This window comes from Nostoc spongiaeforme FACHB-130 (assembly GCF_014698475.1).
Classification (GTDB): domain Bacteria; phylum Cyanobacteriota; class Cyanobacteriia; order Cyanobacteriales; family Nostocaceae; genus Nostoc_B; species Nostoc_B spongiaeforme.
Map to the genome: position 1 here is coordinate 1 of NZ_JACJTB010000017.1, position 23,786 is coordinate 23,786.

The window sequence follows — 23,786 nt, forward strand, 5'->3', positions numbered from 1 at the left end:
TTAAAACTGTTGTAATACTTACACAGTCTATGTTTTCAGCCTGAGCATCATTAAAATATAGTTACTAAAATTTACTAAACTTTATTACTCACCATAAAAATACCGGAAGAACCAAAAAGTCAAGTAAAATCTGCTGACTAACATCAAATATATGGAACACAATACAACAACAGATCCGAACTTTTTCTTAGTGTGTGGACTGGGGAATTTAGGACAATATTGTGTATCTGTGCTGAAGGAGTTTGGCGTTAAGGTTAATGCAATTGAACAGGTAAATACTCACACTTGGGAAATTACAGAATTACCAGAGTTAATCGATAAATTGGTAATTGGTGATTGTCGACAACCGAAAATATTAGAACAAGCAGGGATAAAACATTGTCGGGCAATTCTGATTGTAACAAGTGATGAGCGGGTGAATATCGCTGCGGCATTTGCGGCGCGATCGCTCAATCCTCATGTGCGTTTAGTTATCCGTTCCGCCCAAAATAATCTCAACGATTTACTCCAAGACAGTTTGGGTAACTTTATCGCCTTTGAAGCCACCCAATTACCCTCCCACAGTTTAGCTTTAGCCGCATTAGGTTGTGAAACCAGAGGATTTTTTAATTTAGACAACCATTTACTCCAAATTTTCGCAGTATCTATCCATGCTTCCCATCGCTGGAGTCATTGCTGTGTTTCGCAAATTAATACTAGCCAACGCCGCGTACTTATCCACGTCACAGCCGGTCAACCAGTACCCAAAGGTTTCTATCAATGGAAACCAGATGCAAAAGTCCTCCCCGGAGACTCTATCTTTTACATTGAAGTCAGCGAAAATCTCAAGACTTCCCCAAAACAAATGAATAGCCTTGGGCAATTTTGGCATGAAATGGTCACAGAAATATCATGGCAAAATCTCCGCCACAAATTAACGCAGTTTTGGGAAGACAGTAGTCAAACCCGCCGCGTCGCTTTCATTGGGGCATTATTGTTAGTGAGTTTATTCTTGTTAGGAACACTGCTTTTCAAATCACAGTATCCTGACCTTTCTTGGCAAGATGCGCTCAATGTGGCTTTGGTATTGAGTCTCGGCGGTTACGGTGATGTCTTTGGGGGACAGCAAAAAATATCTTTTCCCCTGACATGGTGGCTGCATTTATTCAGTATTACCACGAGTGTGACTAGTACATTGTTCGTTGGTATTCTCTACGCCTTAATGACCGAACGTGTCTTATCTGCAAGATTTCAGTTTTCTAAACGTCGTCCCCGCATCCCCAAAGCCGACCATGTAGTATTAGTGGGGATGGGAAGAGTTGGTCGGAGTGTCGCCCAGTTGTTGCAAGAACTCAAACAACCCTTGGTAGGCGTAAATACCAAAGACCTAGAAACAGGAATGTTACCCCAAATGCCTTTAGTTTTAGGAAATCTCAACCATGCTTTAACAAAAGTCAATCTTTCAACAGCAAAAAGTGTTGTGGTTGTCACCGATGATGAAGTGACAAATTTGGAAATCGCTTTAAAAGCAAGTACTGTCAACCCAAAAGCTAACTTAGTTATTCGTACCTTTGACCCTTGTTTTAGCGAAAATATCGGTCTACTACTACCCCACGCCAGAATTATGGGAGTTTACGCCTTAGCCGCCGAAGCATTTGCAGGTGCAGCATTTGGGGAAAATATTTTAAATTTATTTCGTTTGCATAACCAAACAATATTAGTTACCGAATATCAAATTGAAACTGAGGATACCCTCAATGGCAAATTAATTGCTGATATTGCCTATGGTTATCGAGTCGTGCCAATTTTTCATCTGAGAGCTAAACAGCATACACCCAAGTTTATGCCTGCCGATGATATCAAATTAATTGTAGGCGATCGCTTGGTCGTCTTAGCCACCATCGAAGGACTGCAAGCCGTCGAACGCGGAACCATCAAACCCGGACACTGCTTAGTGCGAGTCGAAAAAACAATTTCCGCAGAAGCCACATTTGAAGGCGCAGCCATAATTTCACGAGTTACTGGTTGTGATATGCACCTAGCCAGAACTTTAATGAATCAATTACCCGCCACTTTCCAACATCCCCTATACTTGCACCAAGCACATCGTTTAGTACAAGAGTTGAGTAAATGCCAAGTTTCGGCTCATATTGAGTAGCAAATAGCCCCAACGAATGGAATTCGCGGCTATAAAAACAAAGTCAGCCTACACGGACTAACCCATCAATGATTTATAACCCAATACGGTTCAGTTAAGAAAACGAAATTACAACAAAACCAGCAAATGATCACTCAACAAAAAACGAAAAAATGATTTTGGAGGGGGTTTGGGGGACGCAACCGTCCCCCAATCGGGGGCGTGGGGGAGAATCCCCCAAATCTTGCTCATTATTTGATAGGTAGAATTTGATAGGTAGAGCAGGAATTGAGAAATCAACACCCACACACCCCTAATTAAAGTTCTCTCTTCGGAATTTCCTCACGAAACTCAATCACTAATTGCATAGTTTCCACAGTTAAATCGCGCAAATCTCGATTCAGAAAAACCGCACCTTGCGGCCCAAACCAACGGTCAAAAATAGCGACATATTTGCTATCGCCATTGACAAAACCTTGCATAAACTTAATTAGAGAATAATTTACAGCGTCGAGAAACTTAGAATTATCCTCTGGAACCATGCAAGCGATACCTTCTCGTGACAAAGGTCTATCAGGTGCGATCGCAAAATTATCAGGATTCTTCGCCTTTTGCAACCATCCTTCCAACAAAATACTATCAGATGCAAAAGCATCAATTTTGCCTTCTTCTAAAGCTGTATATCCTTCTGCACGAGTCTTCAAATAAACCAACTTAGCTTGGGGTTGTACCTGTTTAATTGCTAATTCATTTGTAGTTTGTGCTAACACCCCAATTCGTTTCCCAATTAACGATTCTGGCGAACCAATATCACTACCTGATTTCACTAATAATTGCGTACCCGTCACACCATAACTCACCGAAAAATCAACCTTTTTATCTCGTTCCCAAGTAAAACTACTAGCATCACAAACAATATCAACTTCCCGGTTAACTATTTTGGGAATTCTCTGTGCAGGAGTCAAACCGACTAATTTTAATTGAATTTTTTTTCCTAATTGTTTTTCTAATTGTTGTTTGATGACATTTAACATATCTACCGAATAACCAGTTAATTTACCTTGGTCATCGGTATAAGCAAAAGGCAATGCATCTTTACTTGTACCAGCCGTTAGTACTCCTGTACGTGCAACTTTTTGCATCACAGTCTCAGCTATAGCAGTATTAGGCATAATTGCTGCCAAAGCCAAACTAATCACAGGAATAGTTATTTTAGTATATTGAGTGATTTTGATGAATCCAGATAAGTACTTTAAATCAAAACTTCTATGCACAGCACCCTCACAAAAAATCCGTTGTGATGGACAAAATACAGTAATTATCCCTGTCAAATGCAAATTAGTTGAATCTGGTAATGATTCTTTACCAGAACTTACTCAAAACGCTCAATTCTCCTACTAAATAATTTAGCCTGCGTAGGCAGGCTTTGTTCGTATAGCCCCAGACTTCCAGTCTGAGGGGGGGGTTTACTGAAGTTAAATCTTATTAGGTATTAGCACTTTCGCTTCTACTTTGACACTTTTCACACCTTTAACTTCCTTCACTAATTTTTCAGCTTTTTGTAACTCTGCATTCGATGTCGCAGTTCCTTTTATTACGACATTCCCCGCTTTAGCTTCTACCTCTAATTTATTATTTGGTAACTCGGCTTTCAGCTTTTTAGTAACTTCACTTTTTAATTCACCCTCAGACTTTGTAGTTACAGGAGTATTTTTGGTTACTGCTGTTTTCTCAGTTGTATCTTTAGCTGTTTTATCTGTAGTTTGACTAGTTTGGGAAGCGGGTTTTGCTGATGCTTGGGAAGTTGGGTTATTAGTAGAACTTTTAGCAGCATCTTGATGACTTTCTTGACAACCAACAGCACCAACTAACAAAATGCTACTGATGATCAACGGAAATAACTTTTTCATATCTGTCTCCAAATTGAATACTTGCAACGGTCAATAGAGATAGATGCTATTCTGAAGAGAAAACTTAACAACAATCTAATAGGCTATAGCAAGTTGACAGCTATTAAGCAATATAGATGCCTAAGATATTTTCTCGACTGGTATCCTAAGCAATTTGATAACGGTTTTACGATGTTATCAAACTAATTAGATATTTGCCTATATTTTGTCAAAAATTTATATTTTCCTAGAATAAATTACTAGTTGTTTTTGATACATATATATAGAAAATAATATTTTTATTCCTACATAAAACCTACTTCTTTCTAGCCAAGCAAGATTTATCAGAAGTAGAATAAACCAGATGCAAGATGTTCGGTTAATCTGAATCCACATATTGCAGAAAACTGATAAATTCAATATATTGCAGCGACAACATAAATCATACTATGAGTAATCTTTCCCCTCGCCAGCCAGAAAATTTTATGCCAGAAGATATTAATGAAAATCATTTTTGGCAATATCTACAATCTCTCAATCGAGATACAGTTGTCCAATTATCTAAACCAGATTCCCCAGAAGTATTACATTTAATTCAACAGACAATTGTGGCAATATTAGGCAATTTGCCCCACGACAGATTTAATACTATGATTACTACTAGCCGCGAAGAATTAGGTAGGTTATTAGGTTCAGCTATGGTAGACGGCTATTTTTTACGTAATGCCGAACAAAGACTGCAAATAGAAAAAACTTTTCATTTAGCAGATGAAAAATCTACAAATCCTGAATAATTTTCCTGCTGATTAATGTTCAAAATTTCATCAATTAAAACCCTCCAAATATCTGGAGGGTTATTTTTATCAATTTACCGACAACCCAAAGACTCTCGCGTATCTACACCTGTTTTAGAATTGACACCACTAGCTTTAACACAGAGTTTTTTCACCTGCGGCCCATCTAACACGGCATTCGTAAAATCTGCACCTGTAATCTCAACATTATCAAAGGTCGATCGCAGCATCATCGCATCTGTCAAAATTGCATCTGTCAAATCAGCATTTTTGAACCTAGTTAAGTAAGCTATACCATTACTAAAATCTACACCATGCAGATTTACACCTTCTAGGATAGTGCCGTTAAACACACCGCCGCGTAAGTCAGCATTGCTAAAGTTAGCATTCTCCAAATCAACGTTGGTAAACTCACTACCCACTAAACTTTGACCAGAATAATCCTTTGCTATCACTTCATCCCCAGCCGAACGGGTAATACTCGAAGAACTAGCAGCCTCCGCCGATAAGGGGAATAACAATAAAGCCATTGCTAAAACAACACTCGCCAATATGCGCCAATTTTTCATAACTTATTCTTAACAAAACTCAATACTCCTACAAATAACATTACTAGGTTAAAGTCTGAAGGGTGAAGTATGAAGTCGGAAATTTTATACTTCAGACTTCAGGCTTCATCCTTGACTTAGGATATATAGCAGTTGAAGAGCATAACTACCTGTGGCTAATCAAGAAAACATCGCCGCATCCTTGGCGCGAACTCCTTTATATCAACTGGGTGTAGAACTTAAAGCCCGCTTTACCAGCTTTGGTGGTTGGGAAATGCCTGTACAATACAGCAGTATTACCAGCGAACATGAAGCTGTAAGAAATGCTGCGGGGATGTTTGATATCTCCCACATGGGCAAATTCACCTTGGAAGGTAAAAAAGTCATTGACCAACTCCAGGGTTTAGTCCCTTCTGACTTGAGTCGCTTACAAGCGGGGCAAGCGCAATATACAGTATTGTTAAATGCCCAAGGGGGAATCATTGACGATATTATTGTTTATTATCAAAGTGAAGAGAAAGTAGCGATCGTTGTTAATGCAGCAACCACAGCCAAAGATAAAACCTGGCTATTGCAAAACCTCAACTTAGATGAAATTCAATTTCAAGACCTCTCACCCGAAAAAGTCTTAATTGCCTTGCAAGGGCCACAAGCTGAAAAATATCTCCAGCCATTTGTAGACCAAGACTTACAACCAATTAAAGCCTTTGGTCATTTACAAGCAAATATACTCGGTCAACCCGCCTTCGTCGCCCGAACAGGTTACACCGGCGAAGATGGCTTTGAAATCATGGTAGACCCAGAAGTAGGCATAGAACTATGGCGTAATTTATACAACGCTGGTGTTGTTCCTTGTGGACTAGGTGCAAGAGATACCTTACGACTCGAAGCCGCAATGGCACTTTACGGCCAAGACATCGACGATACAACCACACCCTTAGAAGCTGGTCTAGGCTGGTTAGTTCACATCGATACCAAAGGCGACTTTATTGGTCGGTCAGTCTTAGAACAGCAAAAAGCCAACGGAGTACAACGCCGACTCATAGGTTTACAAATGCAAGGACGTAACATCGCCCGTCACGGCTACCAAGTTTTATCCGCAGGTCAAGTTGTAGGAGAAGTTACCAGTGGTACGATATCTCCCACACTGGGTTATCCTGTTGCTTTGGCATATATTCCCAGCAAACTAGCAAAGGTTGGTCAACAGTTAGAAGTGGAAATTCGCGGTAAAGCCTACCCCACAGTAGTAGTCAAACGCCCCTTTTATCGGTCAAAAACTAAGAAATGAAGTATAAAGGCTGACATTTCAGACTTCAGACTTCATCCTTCGCTGCTTTTTGAGGAATAATGTGTTGTGAACTACTCAAGCTACAGTAAACCTGATTATTAAATATGACCAGCATTACTGTGAGAACAATAATTTTAGTGATAATTGGAGGGTAAGTAATATGTCTCAATATCCTGATGATTTAAAATACCAGGATAGCCATGAATACGTACGGCTAGATGGTGATATTGCTACCATTGGCATCACGGAATTTGCCGTCAGAGAATTAGGTGAAATCGTATTTGTAGAACTGCCAGAGATTGGTAAAAATTTTGCCAAAGGTGATGAATTAGGCACAATCGAATCAGTCAAAGCTGTTGGAGAATTGTATTCACCCGTAACAGGTACAGTGGTAGAAAGTAATAACGCTTTGATTGATGATCCCGAACTACTGAACGATGATCCATACGGCGAAGGCTGGTTACTGAAAATACGTGTTGATGATCCCAGTGAACTAGATAATGCCTTAACTGCAAGCCAGTACAGCGCATTGGTAGAAGGTGCTGAAGAAGTATGAAGTATAAAGTATGAAGTATAAATTCCATACTTCGTACTTTTCCTTGAATGTCAACTTGTTAAAAGTATTTTTTATTGCAAAATATTAAATAGTTGCGTCCGGAGTTCGATTTGTGGTATACCATGCCCCTCAAACCAAGTCTACCTTTCCTGAAAATACAGCGTACTCTAATTTTATAGAACGACATATAGGCCCTAACACCCATGACATTCAGCAAATGTTGGAAGTTCTGGGTTTTGCCAGCCTAGACGACCTCATCGATCGCACAGTACCACAAGCCATCCGATCGCAGCAAACACTACAATTACCCGACGCACAAAGTGAATACGCCGCCCTAGCAAAGTTAAAAAATATTGCGGCTAAAAATCAAGTGTGTCGTTCATACATCGGTATGGGATATTACGACTGCGTTACCCCGCCTGTAATTGGTCGTAATATCTTAGAAAATCCTGGTTGGTACACTGCATACACACCCTATCAGCCAGAAATTGCCCAAGGGCGGTTAGAAGCACTGCTTAATTTCCAAACCATGATTATTGACTTAACAGGTTTGGAAATTGCCAACGCTTCCTTACTCGATGAAGCCACCGCCGCCGCCGAAGCCATGAGTCTGAGTTATGGTGTCAGCAAAACCAAAGCCCATAACTATTTTGTTTCCCGTGAATGTCATCCCCAAACTATCGATGTGCTGCAAACACGGGCGAAACCTCTAGGAATTAACATTATTATCGGCGACCATCAAACCTTTGATTTTGCAGAACCGATTTTTGGCGCAGTGTTGCAATATCCAGCCACCGATGGCACAATTTACGACTATCGCGCCTTCGTAGACAAAGCCCATGCAGTCGGGGCGTTAGTTACCGTCGCCGCCGACCCCCTCAGCTTAACTTTACTCACCCCACCCGGTGAATTTGGCGCTGATATTGCCGTAGGTAGCACTCAACGCTTTGGTATTCCCTTGGGGTTTGGCGGCCCTCATGCAGCTTACTTTGCCACCAAAGAAGAGTATAAACGCCAAGTTCCCGGTCGCATTGTTGGGTTATCTAGAGATGTTAACGGTAAGCCAGCATTACGTTTAGCATTGCAAACCCGCGAACAACACATCCGGCGGGAAAAAGCCACCAGTAATATTTGTACCGCCCAGGTATTATTAGCTGTAATGGCGGGTATGTACGCCGTGTATCACGGGCCAGAGGGACTGAAGAATATTGCCGAAAATATTCACCAGTTAACTGTAATTTTGGCAGCAGGCTTAAAGCGTCTGGGTTACAAAATTAGTTCAGAAAATGTCTTTGATACGTTAAGAGTAGAGTTAGGTACACAAAACCTCGAAACTATTCTTGCAGGTTGCCAAGGTAGAAATATCAACTTACGAATTTTTGATGAGACTGCTGTTGGTATATCTTTAGATGAGACAACTACAGCAGAAGATTTAATCGACCTGTGGCAGATTTTCGCACTTAAAGATGAATTATCTTTCACCATAGAAGAATTAACAAATTCCACTACCGATATTTTGCCACGCCGTCAAAGCAGCTACCTCACCCATCCCGTATTTAACCGCTATCACTCAGAAACAGAGTTGTTGCGTTATCTGCACAAACTAGAAACCAAGGATTTATCCCTAACAACATCGATGATTCCTTTGGGTTCTTGTACCATGAAACTAAACGCAACCGCCGAAATGATTCCGGTGAGTTGGGAGGAATTTGGCAAGATACACCCCTTTGCACCACCATCACAAACACGCGGTTATCAAATTCTTTTTCAGCAACTTGAGGCTTGGTTAGCGGAAATTACTGGGTTTGCGGGAATTTCTCTACAACCAAATGCCGGTTCCCAAGGAGAATACGCCGGACTGTTAGTCATTCACGAATATCATGCAAGTCGCGGCGAAGCACACCGCAACATCTGTTTAATTCCCACCTCCGCACATGGAACCAACCCAGCCAGTGCGGTGATGTGTGGGATGAAGGTTGTGCCGGTTGCCTGTGATGCTGACGGTAATATTGATGTAGTAGACCTCAAAGCCAAAGCCGAAAAGCACAGTAGTGAACTGGCGGCGTTGATGGTGACATATCCTTCAACTCACGGCGTATTTGAGGAAGCCATTCAAGAAATTTGTCAAGTTATACACCGTCACGGTGGACAAGTATATATGGATGGCGCAAACATGAACGCCCAAGTCGGGTTGTGTCGTCCCGGCGATATTGGTGCAGATGTTTGTCACTTGAATTTGCACAAAACCTTCTGTATTCCTCACGGTGGCGGCGGCCCTGGTATGGGGCCAATTGGTGTAGCTTCCCATCTCGTACCCTTCCTCCCCGGACACGCCGTAGTTCCCATCAATAAACCCACTCCCCACTCCCCATTCCCCACTCCCCATTCAACAGGCGCAGTCGCCGCCGCACCTTGGGGTAGTGCCAGCATCTTAGTCATTTCTTGGATGTATATTGCCATGATGGGGGCGGCTGGTTTGACAGAAGCTACGAAAGTGGCAATTCTCAATGCCAACTACATTGCCAAGCGACTAGAAAACTACTATCCAGTGTTGTACAAAGGCAAAAATAACTTAGTTGCCCATGAGTGTATTTTAGATTTGCGATCGCTCAAAAAATCCGCCAACATCGATATCGATGATGTTGCTAAACGATTAATGGACTATGGTTTCCATGCGCCGACAGTCTCCTGGCCTGTGGCGGGAACTATCATGGTGGAACCCACAGAAAGCGAATCAAAAGCAGAATTAGACCGTTTTTGTGATGCTTTGATTGCTATTCGTCAAGAAATCGCCGAAATTGAATCCGGCAAAATGGATATTGAAGATAATCCCCTCAAGAACGCACCCCACACCGCCGAAAGTCTCATCGCTGGCGAATGGACTCATCCCTATTCCCGCGAACAAGCCGCTTACCCTGCACCTTGGACAAGGGAAGCAAAATTCTGGCCTAATGTCGGTCGTATTGATGCTGCTTTTGGTGACAAAAACTTTGTCTGTTCTTGTTTACCAATGGAGGCCTACGCACAATAAATAATTACGCACAATAAATAATAATGTAAGAGGCTGTGCTGAATTTTAGATTTTGAATTTTAGATTTTAGATTCAGTCCAAAATCTAAAATCCAAAATCCACAATTTCTGGACACCTCAACCAAGGTGCCACTCTACCATGATTGACAGTCTAATTCATGCTTATACCCCGCTTTTCCTGTGGGTTGGGATAGGACTAATAGGTTCTCGGTTAACTCCAGATAGTTTCCTCAAGTGGCTTGGTAATGGCCTGTACTGGGTGGGAGTGCCATTGCAAATTTTTGTTTTGGCACGTCATACTGACTTATCTCACGGCCTCCTCATCCCTGGAGTCGCAGTAGGAGTACTATTGCTGAGTTTAGTTTTAGCGTTGTTGATTTGGCAAGCTATACAGTGGTTCCGATATCATCAACAGCCACCCCCAGACTCAGCAGTAGATATCCCATTAATGCAAGCCAGCTTAGGCAGTTTTATTCTCGCTACCATTTTAGGGAATACTGGTTTTGTTGGACTTACCCTCACCCAAGTCCTTACTAGTCCAGCCAACAACGACTGGGCAGTATTATTCAGCGTTACCAACAACGTCATCGGCACTTATGGTATTGCGGTCTTAATTGCCAGCTATTTTGGTAAAAGCACAATCAATCAGCACTGGTGGACTCAGCTACGCGACTTAATTACAGTCCCTAGCTTGTGGACATTTTTTCTGGGCTTGAGTACTCAAGTTATCCAATTACCAGCAGTTGTTGAGTCAGGATTAGAACAAGCTGTTTGGGTAGTCATCGCCTTGGCTTTGTTACTCGTCGGTCTGCGTTTAGGTACAATTACAGGCTGGAAAAGTATTAAAATTGCTTCTATTGCCAGCGTCCTGAAAGTCTTTATTGTACCTGTATTAGTGGGATTGAGCGCCACCTTTTTTGGTGTAACTGGTGAACAACGTTTAGTACTAGTGTTAATGTCCGGTACACCTACTGGTCTTTCTGTATTAATTTTGGCAGAAGTTTATGATTTAGATCGCAACTTATTAGCCAGCAGTATTGCCTTGACATTTATCGGCTTATTTATAGCACTGCCTTTGTGGCTTTTGTGGTTTAGTTGATTTTGATAACCGCTTTAATAATTTTTGATACAACTTCTATTTGAGTAATCAATCTTAGGACACTATAATGTATCGGCAAAACAAGGGTTGGCAACAACAACGCTTAACCATGTTTTAGCTTACTGTTTGCTTGACTGCCTAGAGTATTTCATGGAAACAAATGATGATTATTGGCGATCGCATCCAAATCGGTATAGTTTATTCATTAGAATGTTTATTGACATAATATTATGGTGTTCAAAAATAATTGCATGGCAAAGAAAGCCCTAGCAATGATTATTTAGGCTAAATGTTCACAAAAAAAGGAATTATATTATATTTCTATGATTATCGAGAATCATCCTAAAAATTCTCAGAGTCAACTAGTAACTCGCCATGCGAAAAATTTTTTATCTGGGATATTTATATCTTTACCCCTAACATCGGCATTACCAGCAGCAGCTTTGCAAGTGCAGTTATCTCCGAGTAATCCCCAGTTGGGAGACACCCTGTCGGTAATGATTGATGTCACCCAAGAAAATAGTCAGCAACCAACAGTAGTAGTAGGCGAAAAAACTTACCCGGCCTTTGCCGTTGCGCCCAACAAATATCGAGCCTTCATCCCCACCACTCCCCTAGAAACAGCAGGAAATCGAACCTTAAAAATTGCTGGAGATGGTCAAATTAAGAATTTAACAGTCCAATTGCGATCGCGCAAATTTCCCATACAGCGCATCACCCTTCCACCAGGGAAATCTGCCGATGGAGCCACCGAACATGAACTCAAGCGTGTCGCAGCCTTCAAAGCCTTGCAAACCCCTGAAAAATATTGGAACGGCAAATTCCTCGCACCCAGTAAAGCCCGGATTAGTACAATCTATGGCGTACGTCGTTACTATAATGGTAAATTTGCAAAAGATTACTATCATCGGGGTGTAGACTACGCCGGAGCCGCAGGATCACCTGTAACCGCCCCAGCATCTGGGCGAGTTGCTTTAGTGGGTACAGTTTCACAAGGCTTCCGAGTTCATGGCAATGTAGTCGGGATTGATCACGGTCAAGGAGTAACCAGTATATTTTTACATTTAAGTCGCATTAACGTTAAGGAAGGCGACTTTGTGAAAGCTGGTCAATTAATTGGCGCAGTGGGTTCAACAGGCGCTTCTACAGGGCCGCACTTGCACTGGGGTTTGTATGTCAATGGCCAATCTGTTGACCCCGTACCCTGGCGAACACAGATTTTTCAATAAAAAATGTTAACTAATAACCTGTGTGCATAATTTGTAGATTATGCACCGATAATTGGGCAAGATAAATTGGATTTGTACCGTCCTTACCTTACTTGGGTGGCTTAAACAAGATGAGCGTTATGAGTATTGAAAAAATTGTGGAACAAGCTCTTCAGGATGGTTATCTCACCCCAGCTATGGAAGCAGAAGTTGGGCGAATTTGTGATAACGCATCGGAACTCTCGATAGAAGAGTATATGGCCCTGGATCGATTAATGGGAGCTTTATTGACAGGTGAGGTAGTGGCGGTACCTCGCAAACAATTTATCAACGTTATGGAAGAATTGGTATTAACAGAAGCGATCGCCCGTGTCGCCGAGATTGAAGCTACCAGCGAAAGTTCTCTTGATGTGGGTGATATCGCTGCCTATGCCCTCAACCGCCTGCCACCTTTATATGCCACTACAGAAGAAGGTGCTAACTACCAACGTCAACGCGCTAGGGCAGAATTACAAGAGTTGATTTCTCAACAAGTCAACGAAGCGATCAGCCGTAACCTCGACCAACCCAACGTCGGAGATAACAGAACACCCTTTTTGGCGAAAAACGCTGGCACTGAAGTTCTTCGTCAAGTTAGTACCTTACTCCAGGTCTACGCCCCTAGCTTCGAGCAGAAATAAATTTTGGTCAATAGTCAATGGTTGATGGTCAGGATGTTTTGACGCTGAACTCTTGACTATGGACTCTTGACTCTTGACTAATCACGCACTGTTACCAATGTGCCGACTTTAACTTGGTCATACAACAAACGTACATCAGAATTACGCATTCTCAAGCAACCGTGAGAAATGGCAGTTCCTAACAAGTGAATATCTGGTGTGCCATGAAACCCAATTTCATTGCGTCCATCTGTCCAAAACCCAATCCAACGCTCACCTAAAGGACTATCACTACCGGGAGGAAACACTTTACCAGTAATGGGGTGTCGCCAAATCGGGTCATGCTGCATATTCATAATTTGGAAAGAACCCGTAGGTGTTTCCCAGCCTTTTTTCCCTATAGCAATTGGGTAACTGGCTATAACCAAATCTCCTTGATAAACATAAGTGCGGCGATCGCTTAAATCAACCACCACTTGCATTTTCATCCCCCCCAGTTTACTAGCAGTTTTTTGTTGAGTGGAAAACTGGGTAAAAAATGATTTGGGTTGAGTATCAGTATTCCGATTTTCTTTTGGTGCTGACTCAGCGCCAACAAATCGACTGTCATTAGGTATATCAGTATCCCTAGCTACATTTTGGCTGACTGTACCTGACTTACGATCAGAATTCTGTTGCGAGTCCTGCCCAGTTGTAGAAGCACCAAAGGCTGTTTCTCCTATACTCCCTGGAAACTTCCGATTAGGGGCAGAATTATCCGACTGTTGTTGTGTTGTCGTCACTCGCCAATGGACAGCTAAAGACAAGATGGCTGCGCCAAAACAGAGAAACATTGCTACACGCGTTATAGATTCATTTCTTATCATTGCGATCGCCTATTATTTATCCCTGACAGATCCATCTCTTGGAATAATTGAATGCGCTCATCATCCAATTATCAATAATTCATAAATACTTATCTGTTTCCTTATATATTCGCCAATCTTTCTGGGCAAACTTAACTTAAGCAAATATCCCAGCAAATAAAACTTTTGGAGAGAAACCTTGATTCCTGTAAAGACCGAACGAAGGTTTCCTCCGTTCAGGCTTTTGTCTAGAACTCTCCAAGTACGGTATTCAATTATTAATGGTGTGGGTGGGAGATAATTCATGTTTGAAAAACTATTGTTAGCAATCACAATCACATTTTCCATTAACTTCTTTCTTCAAGTTCGGATCACAAATCCAGCGAACACTGATGCTCTTTATCAGGAACATCCAGAAAAAACTACAATTCTGGTAACTAGACCAAATAAATAACATGAGTTTTCCAGGATGCCAGCAGAAATTCATAATGTCTGACTCATAATTAATAATTATGAATTTCTGCGAGCTTCATCATCTCCGGCAACAATCACCAAAAACAAGATTCTACTCTACCCTTAGTGAAGTTACCACAATCTTTAAAACAGTCTAACGACTTCTTCAAACTCAATTCAGTATTCAAAGTAGAAGCTCATAAATTTAGCTATTCGTCTGTCAACAGATTTAGATTTTTGCCGTGAGGGTGAGGAGATAGAGAACAGGTAATAACTGATGGGAGACATAACAATAAAAATGAAATTTGTCAAGCGTAAATAGTCAGTTGCTATCAGCCACACAATTATCGGTAAAACGCCTATGAGTATAAATGTGGCATAATTTCGACGGCAAACCCAACTTTTACACTAAAAACTAGAATTCAGCACCATTGTTGTAACCAGGAGCCTCGCCGAAATTCGAGACTTTCATGTTCCAGTCGTTAATCCGGCACTTAAATCAGGAACATACTGTCATTTAATAGGTCTAATAGTAAGGGATGATTTAAAGCGAATACGATCTATGAGTCAATCGATTGCTGTATCCTGGTCAACGGTTGATGCGAAATATTCAGAAGCATCGGTGCAAGTTGACAAGCTCTCAAACCACGATTTAATTTTGCGCTGTCAAGCGGGATTGCGTCCAGATCGTGCTGCGTTCGCAGAACTCCTGCGTCGCTATCAAACCCAAGTAGATAGGGTTTTATACCACCTAGCGCCTGATTGGCCAGATAGAGCCGACTTGGCTCAAGAAGTGTGGATTCGAGTGTATCGGAACATTAACCGATTACAAGAACCTGCTAAGTTTCGCGGCTGGTTAAGCCGGATTGCTACTAACTTGTTTTACGACGAATTGCGTAAACGCAAGCGGGTTGTGAGTCCATTGTCCCTAGATGCTCCCCGTGCGGTTGATGATGGCGAAATGGATTGGGAAATTGCTGGTGATACTCCAGGGCCAGAAGAGGAGTTGACCACCAGAGAATTTTATGAGCAACTGCGAGAAGCGATCGCTGACTTACCAGAAGTTTTTCGGACTACAATCGTCTTAAGAGAAATTGAAGGCATGGCTTATGAAGAAATCGCCGAAATCACAGGGGTTTCTTTGGGTACGGTAAAATCAAGAATAGCTAGAGCCAGATCCAGACTGCAAGCGCAATTGCAAAATTATCTAGATACCTAAATTACAATCTCTTTCCTTTGTTGAATGCGATAATTTAAACATTGATTAAGAATTGTGAGGAATCAAAACATCTGCTGCTGCCGTCAGGAAAAATCAGGAATTGATCAATGAATTTCTGAGAATTACTAGCTTGCTTTACCCGTGTATGGATTAGTAATAATGTTAAGATGACTACTGATTCTCAGTTTAACGACCGTTCCCACTCACAACTTACTGGAGATTTGTCAGCAGGGATGGATCAACATACCAATGAATCAACGGGTACTACAGATATGGTGAAGCGCGATCGCTTCGAGTTATTGAGTGCATACCTCGATGGTGAGGTAACAGCTACAGAACGCAGGCAAGTAGAAGAATGGTTGGCTAATGATGCCTCTGTTCAATGCCTGTACGCTAGATTATTAAAACTGCGGCAAGGTTTACGGACTTTACCAGTTCCAGACACCGCACAATCACCAGAAGTCACAGCCCAAAAAGTCTTCTCTCGGTTGAGTCGTCGCTCACGCCTAGCTTGGACATTTGGTGGTGCGGCTGTTGCAGCTTGTTTTATTAGTGTAGTTTCGGGTTTGCTACCTGGAAGTGAATCTAGGACACCGCAACTGGCACAAAAACCCCCAGCAGAAATAGAATCTCTATCAGCCGCTAAAACATCTACTACCACCACAGCACCCCTGATGGTGGCGATAAATAATCCGGTGATTGAAATTCCTAAAGCAGCAGTCACCACGCCAGAAGAAACTATTGATTTCAAACAGCCTGGACTAAACAAAATCCAGCCAGACTTGAATTAATCTCAAGCCAAATAATTTTGGACTTGAGATTCTTTTCATGAATAAATTCAGGAGCTTCAGAGCTGTTTAATTATTGGCTCTTGAATTTTCAATCCAAAATCCAAAATTTAAAATCTAAAATTCAGTGAGTGCTAAACCACAACCACTCCACCAGCCATCAGCCAAAAAAGTGCCGTTGAACTGGTGAACAAGTTCTAAACTCATTACATAAACCCAAGCCCAACCCAGAATTTCGCCTTGGGGTGTGTACACTTCAACTCTTTGGCGATTGTAAAGATTGTCTGAGGTTGGTCTATCGGGTTGGTAATCTTCGAGATAATCTAGAGCTTGTAAAACCTGTGGGTCAGTGAAAGAAAGTAAATAGCCGTGGACTTGATTTTGTCCCGATGTCATTCCTGGGTAGCCCATAGGCAAAGCAAACAGCTTGCCTAACACGACTGCCCTTTTGGTATTTATTGCCTTTGCTGCACAATATTTTTGATAATTAGCTTCACCGGGTTTCAGTGTACCGTAAACAAAAACCCTCAGTTCTTCAGAAGATTTGTCATTTGTCATTTGTCCTTGGTTATTAGTAAGGTTATGAGATAAATTGACGTTGGTAATAGACTTTTTAACGATGAGCCTTATTTCTGGTAAGTTCAATCCTAATTTTGCCGCCAAAATCAGGAATAGGGGCGGCGGGTTTAGTAACAAAGACTTGGACTTGTGTGACGCGATCGCTCTGTTGCAAAATAGAGTCAGCGATTGCACCTGCTAACTTTTCCAGTAAAGCAAATTTAGATGTTTTAACTAAATTTTGAATAGTGCTAATTACACTGCGATAATCAAGAGTATCTGCGATCGCATCAGTTTCAGCAGCTTGGGCAAGATCCAACCACAATTTAATATCCACCTCAAACCATTGCCCTAAAACTTGCTCTTCTGGCAAATATCCAGTGTAGCCATAGCAGCGAATTTCCGTTAAATGAATACAGTCCATAGTGTTCCAGATAAATTTGCCATCCAAAATTTAACAAACAAAGGACTTAGACACCAAAATTTTTTGTGGGGATTGGGTGTAGGGATGAAAGGGTATAGTCCCTGTTGCCTTTAAAATTGAATATTGTCTGATAGCTACCTTGGATTTGATGCTGGTCGCCTATAAAAATGTTAATCAACTTTGGGCTTTTGTCTTAACGGAGACATTAAAGCGACTGGGTTTAACTTGTGCGGTAATTTGTCCTGGTTCTCGTTCTACACCTTTAACAGTTGCCTTTGCTCAACAAGTACCAGATATTGAGGCTATATCTATTCTCGATGAACGTTCTGCGGCTTTCTTTGCCTTGGGAGTAGCTAAAGCCACCAAACGACCAGTAGCACTGGTTTGTACTTCTGGTACAGCAGGGGCAAACTTTTATCCAGCCGTAATAGAAGCAAAAGAAAGCCGCGTACCACTTTTAGTCTTAACAACTGATAGACCACCAGAACTGCGAGATTGTCACTCTGGTCAAACCATCGACCAAGTGAAATTATATGGTAGTTATCCCAACTGGCAAACTGAGTTAGCCCTGCCTTCTGCAAATATGGAAATGCTGGCTTATTTGCGGCAAATGGTAATTTATGCCTGGGAGAGAATGCAAATATCAACTCCAGGGGTGGTACATTTAAATATTCCCTTCCGTGACCCCCTTGCGCCAGTTCCAGATGGTACTGACTTTCAGTTTGACCCAGAAGAATTCTTCACAGCCGTCACCAACACTATTTCCACCCCCTACTCCCTACTTCCTACTCCCCCAGCATGGCAAAATTGCGATCGCGGTGTAATTATTGCCGGAGTTGCCCAACCACAAAATCCTGAAAATTATTGTAGAGCGATCGCTAAACTTTCCCAAACGCTGCAATGGCCTGTTCTGGCTGAGGGACTCTCGCCACTAAGAAATTACGCCGACCTCAACCCCTATTTAATTTCCACCTACGACCTGATTTTACGTAATCAGCAATTAGCCAAGCAGTTAGCACCCGAAATGGTCATTCAGGTGGGAGATATGCCTACCAGTAAAGAACTGCGGACTTGGTTAAATGCAACACAACCCCAACGCTGGGTAATTGACCCCAGCAACCAAAACCTTGACCCCCTCCACGGCAAAACTACACATTTACGAATCAGTGTAGATACTTTAGATATCAGGGGAAGTGACGATCAAAATTCGCCATCGGAATATCTGCAAAATTGGTGTATTGCAGAAGCAAAAGTCAGGGCTGCCGTTGACCAGACTCTGACAAAAATGGAAGATTTATTTGAAGGGAAAGCAGCTTGGTTATTGTCTCAAATATTACCCCCAGAAACGCCGTTCTTTATTGCCAATAGTATGCCTGTGCGAGATGTGGAGTATTTTTGGCGACCGAATAATTTAAGAGTGCGGACATATTTTAACCGTGGCGCGAATGGGATTGATGGCACATTATCCACCGCTTTAGGAATTGCCCATCGTCAACAAAGCAGCGTGATGTTGACAGGAGATTTAGCATTATTACATGACACCAATGGTTTTTTAATCCGCAATAAATTTGTCGGTCATCTCACAATTGTTTTAATTAATAACAACGGTGGTGGGATTTTTGAAATGTTACCTATCGCCAAATTCGACCCACCCTTTGAAGAATTTTTCGGCACACCCCAAGATATTGATTTTGCTCAATTGTGCGCTACATACGGTGTGCAGCATGAATTAATTACTTCTTGGGAAGAGTTACAGGGAAAACTCAACCCATTACCAACTCAAGGAATCAGAGTTTTAGAGTTGCAGACAAATCGGAAAGCTGATGCTAAATGGCGACAGGAAAATTTAGGAAAATTTGGGCATTGCTGATTAGTGAGATGTTTTTTGTTTCGCGCAAAGGCTCAAAAAATCAATAGTTAAACTAGTACAGGTCAGCGTAAATAAACAGACAGAAAAAGTTGCTAAAACGCTTGTAGTATAAATATTCTTTTTTCCTTTTGACTTTTGCCTTGTTTTACTAGCCTCTTTTTCCCCCTGATCCTTTGCCTACACAGTGATAGTAAATCTTTTTATTTGAAAGTACTTTAGCGATCACTTCTCAGTCCGCGATAAAATTCTCAAGCACGATAGCGCAATTCATTCTCATGCAAGTTAACTGGCAATCTGTCAAAACCTACGAAGATATCCTGTATCACAAAACCGATGGTATTGCAAAAATCACCATCAACCGTCCCCACAAACGCAACGCTTTCCGCCCAAAGACAGTCTTTGAACTCTACGATGCCTTTTGTGATGCCCGTGAAGATACAAGTATTGGGGTAGTTCTCTTTACTGGGTCTGGCCCCCACACTGATGGCAAGTACGCTTTTTGTGCTGGTGGTGATCAAAGTGTGCGCGGACAGGCGGGTTATGTTGATGATGCGGGGATTCCTCGCTTGAATGTGCTGGATTTACAGCGATTGATTCGTTCGATGCCAAAAGTAGTCATTGCTTTAGTCGCGGGATATGCGATCGGTGGTGGGCATGTTTTACATTTGATTTGCGACCTTACCATTGCGGCTGATAACGCTATTTTTGGTCAAACTGGCCCCAAAGTCGGCAGTTTTGACGGTGGTTTTGGGGCTAGTTATCTCGCCCGCATTGTGGGACAGAAAAAAGCGCGAGAAATTTGGTTTCTCTGTCGGCAATATGATGCTCAACAAGCCCTGGATATGGGTTTAATTAACTGTATTGTGCCTGTAGAAGAATTAGAAAATGAAGGTGTTCAATGGGCGCAAGAAATTTTACAAAAAAGCCCAATTGCCATTCGCTGTCTGAAAGCTGCATTTAACGCCGATTGTGATGGACAAGCAGGTTTACAAGAACTGGCGGGGAATGCAACTTTACTTTATTACATGACTGAAGAAGGTGCAGAAGGTAAGCAAGCATTTTTAGAAAAGCGATCGCCTAATTTTCGCTCTTTTCCTTGGCTACCTTAAAATGGCAAAAATCGCACCTCCAGATATACCACAATTGGTATCAGGTGCGATTTTTCCAGATGTCAAAGTTTACAGCACTAGCAATTTTCAAGAGAAATATTTTTTTAATGTCTATAAACTGAGTTTAATAAGAAATAGTTGCTAAATTAGCACTTACTGCTTTAGCCTCAGTTTCTTCAGGAATTAAATTAGCTATTTCTTCCATAGGCACAACTGTTATATTGTCTGCCACAGAAACTAGAGAATGGACACCATCTAAAACTGGTGTTCCATCTGGCAAACTCCAAGAGTCTTCTAAAGTTTCCCAAGAAGGAGCAAAAGGTGGGATCGCTAACGAGCAAGCTTTCCAACTGGCTTGCACATGCGCTCCCAACTGTTGACAAGTTCCGCCACGGCGACCTTCTGGTTTGTAATGACGACAATATCTACAGGCAGATGTCAAAAATTTTATCGGTTTCATTTGAGTTCATCTTTCGTGCTGTTCAGGGCTGCTTGATATGTTTATATTTTGCGCCTAGATATAAATACGTAATATTGCCAACAAATGATTATTTACTCTAGGTTCTAGCGATCCCAACAGAAAAATAAACTTCAGGATGTTTTTAGAATCTTGTTATATTTGTAAATGATTGGTAAAGTATCTACCTACTAATTTTGAGCTAAAAATAGCTAGGGATCAAGGTTAAAACTAAAAGTTTAGATTTAAGCTGAGTTTAACTTTAATTTTTTATCTAAGTTATATATAGCTAATTAACGATAAAATCGTGTATTTAATTTAGCCATTAAACTTGAAACTTACATAGTTATTACTGAGATACCATCAGGAAAAATTGCTAGATTGAGAAATACTATTTACTCAATCAAGTCCTCAGTTACGTTAAAAATGAAAATTTTGATGTGTCAATAAGTACTCAGAAAGGAGATAAGCAAAGAAAAATTGAATATGGACATTACCTAAAATCCTGGTAAAAATTTTGAGTTAAACCAAAAATCTATATGACAACCACATCCGTTTAGCATCTGAGGTAGAAGTTAATCAGACTTGCTTTTTAAACCTAATTTTTGGCAAAAAAAATCAGCAAAAGGATAGATTTCTCCTAGTGCAGCACAGCTAAGTCTTCTTGATAAACGACTTGTTTTGTCATTCAAGTTGAAGGCTATCAGCCAAATCTTGATTTTTAGGAGAAAATTTAAGCTCTCAACCCAGTTAATAATTTCTAACTGTTTATGGAAAAGCAAGAAATTAACTCTAGATTTCTTAAGTATTTTCCAGGAGACCTATAGAGAATATGAAATTTACAAAAGCTTTGCGGTTTTTTCTGTAAAAATATCAACTTTATTAAATATTGTTTACATATTCAGGAGTAAGGTAGGTTTTGAAACTGCTTAGATGCACAGATAGCGCAAACTTGCCAGCGATGGAGTTCGCCTGGAGGTGTGGGAGATTGACATTGGGGACACAGAGGTAAATTATGCGATCGCATTTGCATTTTTTTCGCCCATTCCCCAAAAGCTGTTTGAGGAGTTTCCTGTGCAGGTGCAGCATCAATTTGAACAGCACCCGCCTTTCCCAGATAACTAGGATGTTCTTGGGGTAAATTTGTGGTTAGTTGGGGTTTGGCTGATGAATTTTGCCAGCCAGCCGTAGAGAAGCGAATATCAACCAACGGCGCAGGTAACTTTGGATTTAAATTTAAAAGAATAATTTGGCGTTTGAAAGCGAGATTTTGCGCCCAAGCAGCACTGGAAGTTGCCACACGCAAAACATCTCGCTGAATCATGATTGGTTGGGTATGTTTAGCGGCTACTGCACCTACCACCTCTGCCCAAAAATGCAGCACTTTTTGAAATGGTTGTTCTTGCCATCTGGCTTGCTGTTCTAAACAGCCTAAAATATCATTGACTGATTTCAAAGACATCTTTACTTCCAAGTGCTGAAATTCAAGATAGTTCAAGAAAGTCTATAGTGATGAGAAATTTTTCGCTACCATTAGCACAAATTATCTAAAGTTAAACTAACAGTCTAGGTTTGAGGCAGACAGGTAATGAGTCAAAACTCGCCGATAGATTCCGGTATTCAATTATCTAAAACACCTGAGTTGAAGCCAGCACTAGCCGCAGCCCTGGCCAGTTTAGAAGTGCAGCTAGACCAAGAGTTGGCTAGATACCGTCGTTCACGTATAGCAGCCAAGACAGCTTATCAAGCCCAAACAGGCAGTAACGTTAACACTCAACTCCAAAATACAACAGCAATCACGGCATTAACTGGCAAAACTCAGCTACCTGTCACAGAAGTTAAAACCAGTATACCGTCTGCACCTGTGACGGAAGTGTCTATCGAAAAACCAGTCACAGTAGCCAAGACTGAAACAACAACTCCGCCCCAGCCAACATCTTCTCCAGATTCCCAGCAAACTCAAATTCCCCTACCATCACCCCATGCCACTAGCAGTATAGTGCCTGCGGCTTTCAAGACGACTGAAAGTGAAAATTTGATGTCAACGAAAGAAACTCCGACTCAGCCAGATGATTACTTAGAATCCAGTGAGGCCTTGTTGCGGAGTCTCAATGATGAACAACCACAACCAACCAAGCCACCCAGTAATTCTCAAGATAGTTTGCTATCGCCTTTGGGTATCGGCTCTATGTTGCTATTGTTGATGGCTAGTCTGACATTGGGCTATGTAGTTTTTAATCCCAAAAGCTTGCCGCAGTTGAGTTTCGATAAAATATTTAACAGCAATTCTGCAACTAATACCAATCCAACCCAGACTCAGCCAGCCGCCAGCCAATCTCAGCCCCCAGAACAAACCGAACTCACTCCCATACCCAAATATCCCAACTTAGCGGCGAAAGAATTTCCCGAACTGAAAGATCCTAACGATATTGTTGGTTTACAACCAAAAACTCCCCCAAATGCGGCCGCACCTGTAAATCCACCTGTGGTAATTGCCCCACCAGCCGTTAATCCTTTACCAGAGGTGCAGCCAGTACAGCCATTGAATGTATCACCCATCCCCACAACACAACCTCTTGTCACTACACCCCAGGTAAATAGCGAAATCAAACCCGCAGCAGATGGGTTTTATCACATTGTTATGGATAATGAAGGCGATCGCAGTTTTGCGACTGCCAAGCAAATAGTTCCTGATGCTTATTTATCGGGTGACAATAAACTGATTCATCTTGCTGCTTTAAAAACCAAAGAACAGGTTGCACAACGATTACAAGAACTACAAGCCAAAGGAATTAAAGCACGGGTGCAGTGAAACTAAGTGATCTACATCTAAGATAGGATGGGGAAAATATCAAGAATATGCTCTGCCTGTTGAC

Annotated in this window: 21 protein-coding genes; 13 read left to right on the forward strand and 8 right to left on the reverse strand. The window is 41.5% G+C overall.

What is annotated here, in order from left to right; all coding sequences use genetic code 11:
* Window positions 1-151 precede the first annotated feature (151 nt).
* Complete coding sequence (locus tag H6G74_RS14425; RefSeq protein WP_190968325.1) at window positions 152-2,137, forward strand: potassium channel protein; 1,986 nt, start codon at window positions 152-154, stop codon at window positions 2,135-2,137.
* Window positions 2,138-2,433: 296 nt separating this feature from the next.
* Here the strand turns inward: H6G74_RS14425 and H6G74_RS14430 are convergent, their stop codons facing one another.
* Together H6G74_RS14430 and H6G74_RS14435 are read right to left on the reverse strand one after the other, a co-directional pair.
* A complete protein-coding gene (locus H6G74_RS14430) occupies window positions 2,434-3,288 on the reverse strand; it encodes an amino acid ABC transporter substrate-binding protein (protein WP_190968326.1) in 855 nt (284 codons plus the stop codon).
* A 303-nt stretch (window positions 3,289-3,591) separates the two neighbouring features.
* The gene (locus H6G74_RS14435) at window positions 3,592-4,026 is read right to left on the reverse strand and encodes a BON domain-containing protein (protein ID WP_190968327.1); all 435 of its coding nucleotides are present in this window, start codon (window positions 4,024-4,026) and stop codon (window positions 3,592-3,594) included.
* Between the two features lie 428 nt (window positions 4,027-4,454).
* Between H6G74_RS14435 and H6G74_RS14440 the strand changes: the two genes are divergently transcribed.
* Window positions 4,455-4,799 carry a DUF760 domain-containing protein gene (locus tag H6G74_RS14440; RefSeq protein ID WP_190968328.1) on the forward strand — a complete coding sequence of 115 codons (345 nt, stop codon included), beginning with the start codon at window positions 4,455-4,457 and terminating at the stop codon, window positions 4,797-4,799.
* Between the two features lie 74 nt (window positions 4,800-4,873).
* Here the strand turns inward: H6G74_RS14440 and H6G74_RS14445 are convergent, their stop codons facing one another.
* A complete protein-coding gene (locus tag H6G74_RS14445; RefSeq protein ID WP_190968329.1) occupies window positions 4,874-5,368 on the reverse strand; it encodes a pentapeptide repeat-containing protein in 495 nt (164 codons plus the stop codon).
* A gap of 151 nt (window positions 5,369-5,519) precedes the next feature.
* On the opposite strand from H6G74_RS14445, the gene gcvT reads away from it, so the two are divergent.
* The 6 genes from gcvT to H6G74_RS14475 all read left to right on the forward strand — a co-directional run bounded on the left by gcvT (window position 5,520) and on the right by H6G74_RS14475 (window position 13,208).
* On the forward strand, window positions 5,520-6,635 hold the full coding sequence (gene gcvT / locus H6G74_RS14450) for a glycine cleavage system aminomethyltransferase GcvT (RefSeq protein WP_190968330.1): 1,116 nt from the start codon (window positions 5,520-5,522) through the stop codon (window positions 6,633-6,635).
* Window positions 6,636-6,795: 160 nt separating this feature from the next.
* Entirely contained in the window at window positions 6,796-7,191 is a 396-nt protein-coding gene (gene gcvH / locus H6G74_RS14455; protein ID WP_190968331.1) for a glycine cleavage system protein GcvH, read from the forward strand.
* Between the two features lie 112 nt (window positions 7,192-7,303).
* Window positions 7,304-10,222, forward strand: a complete 2,919-nt coding sequence (gene gcvP / locus H6G74_RS14460) for an aminomethyl-transferring glycine dehydrogenase (protein WP_190968332.1) — start codon at window positions 7,304-7,306, stop codon at window positions 10,220-10,222.
* 138 nt (window positions 10,223-10,360) lie between these two features.
* Window positions 10,361-11,320 (forward strand): AEC family transporter, encoded by a 960-nt coding sequence (locus H6G74_RS14465; protein WP_190968333.1) that lies wholly within the window; start codon window positions 10,361-10,363, stop codon window positions 11,318-11,320.
* A 323-nt stretch (window positions 11,321-11,643) separates the two neighbouring features.
* A complete protein-coding gene (locus H6G74_RS14470; protein WP_190968334.1) occupies window positions 11,644-12,549 on the forward strand; it encodes a M23 family metallopeptidase in 906 nt (301 codons plus the stop codon).
* A gap of 119 nt (window positions 12,550-12,668) precedes the next feature.
* Complete coding sequence (locus tag H6G74_RS14475) at window positions 12,669-13,208, forward strand: late competence development ComFB family protein (protein ID WP_190968335.1); 540 nt, start codon at window positions 12,669-12,671, stop codon at window positions 13,206-13,208.
* A 77-nt stretch (window positions 13,209-13,285) separates the two neighbouring features.
* On the opposite strand, the gene H6G74_RS14480 is transcribed toward H6G74_RS14475, so the two are convergent.
* On the reverse strand, window positions 13,286-14,020 hold the full coding sequence (locus H6G74_RS14480) for a L,D-transpeptidase (RefSeq protein ID WP_242051233.1): 735 nt from the start codon (window positions 14,018-14,020) through the stop codon (window positions 13,286-13,288).
* A 1,027-nt stretch (window positions 14,021-15,047) separates the two neighbouring features.
* On the opposite strand from H6G74_RS14480, the gene H6G74_RS14485 reads away from it, so the two are divergent.
* Both H6G74_RS14485 and H6G74_RS14490 read left to right on the forward strand, forming a co-directional pair.
* Entirely contained in the window at window positions 15,048-15,704 is a 657-nt protein-coding gene (locus H6G74_RS14485; protein ID WP_190968337.1) for a sigma-70 family RNA polymerase sigma factor, read from the forward strand.
* 167 nt (window positions 15,705-15,871) lie between these two features.
* Window positions 15,872-16,495, forward strand: a complete 624-nt coding sequence (locus tag H6G74_RS14490; protein ID WP_190968338.1) for an anti-sigma factor family protein — start codon at window positions 15,872-15,874, stop codon at window positions 16,493-16,495.
* 114 nt (window positions 16,496-16,609) lie between these two features.
* Here the strand turns inward: H6G74_RS14490 and H6G74_RS14495 are convergent, their stop codons facing one another.
* A complete protein-coding gene (locus H6G74_RS14495) occupies window positions 16,610-17,050 on the reverse strand; it encodes a gamma-glutamylcyclotransferase family protein (RefSeq protein WP_190968339.1) in 441 nt (146 codons plus the stop codon).
* A 55-nt stretch (window positions 17,051-17,105) separates the two neighbouring features.
* Entirely contained in the window at window positions 17,106-17,474 is a 369-nt protein-coding gene (gene folB, locus H6G74_RS14500; protein ID WP_190968340.1) for a dihydroneopterin aldolase, read from the reverse strand.
* A gap of 148 nt (window positions 17,475-17,622) precedes the next feature.
* Between folB and menD the strand changes: the two genes are divergently transcribed.
* Both menD and menB read left to right on the forward strand, forming a co-directional pair.
* Entirely contained in the window at window positions 17,623-19,344 is a 1,722-nt protein-coding gene (gene menD, locus H6G74_RS14505) for a 2-succinyl-5-enolpyruvyl-6-hydroxy-3-cyclohexene-1-carboxylic-acid synthase (RefSeq protein WP_190968341.1), read from the forward strand.
* 275 nt (window positions 19,345-19,619) lie between these two features.
* Complete coding sequence (gene menB, locus H6G74_RS14510; RefSeq protein WP_190968342.1) at window positions 19,620-20,453, forward strand: 1,4-dihydroxy-2-naphthoyl-CoA synthase; 834 nt, start codon at window positions 19,620-19,622, stop codon at window positions 20,451-20,453.
* A gap of 124 nt (window positions 20,454-20,577) precedes the next feature.
* On the opposite strand, the gene H6G74_RS14515 is transcribed toward menB, so the two are convergent.
* A complete protein-coding gene (locus H6G74_RS14515) occupies window positions 20,578-20,913 on the reverse strand; it encodes a hypothetical protein (protein ID WP_190968343.1) in 336 nt (111 codons plus the stop codon).
* Window positions 20,914-21,811: 898 nt separating this feature from the next.
* Window positions 21,812-22,372 carry a DUF721 domain-containing protein gene (locus tag H6G74_RS14520; RefSeq protein WP_190968344.1) on the reverse strand — a complete coding sequence of 187 codons (561 nt, stop codon included), beginning with the start codon at window positions 22,370-22,372 and terminating at the stop codon, window positions 21,812-21,814.
* A gap of 126 nt (window positions 22,373-22,498) precedes the next feature.
* Between H6G74_RS14520 and H6G74_RS14525 the strand changes: the two genes are divergently transcribed.
* Window positions 22,499-23,722, forward strand: coding sequence for a hypothetical protein (locus tag H6G74_RS14525; RefSeq protein ID WP_190968345.1), 1,224 nt, complete (start codon window positions 22,499-22,501; stop codon window positions 23,720-23,722).
* Window positions 23,723-23,786: the final 64 nt, after the last annotated feature.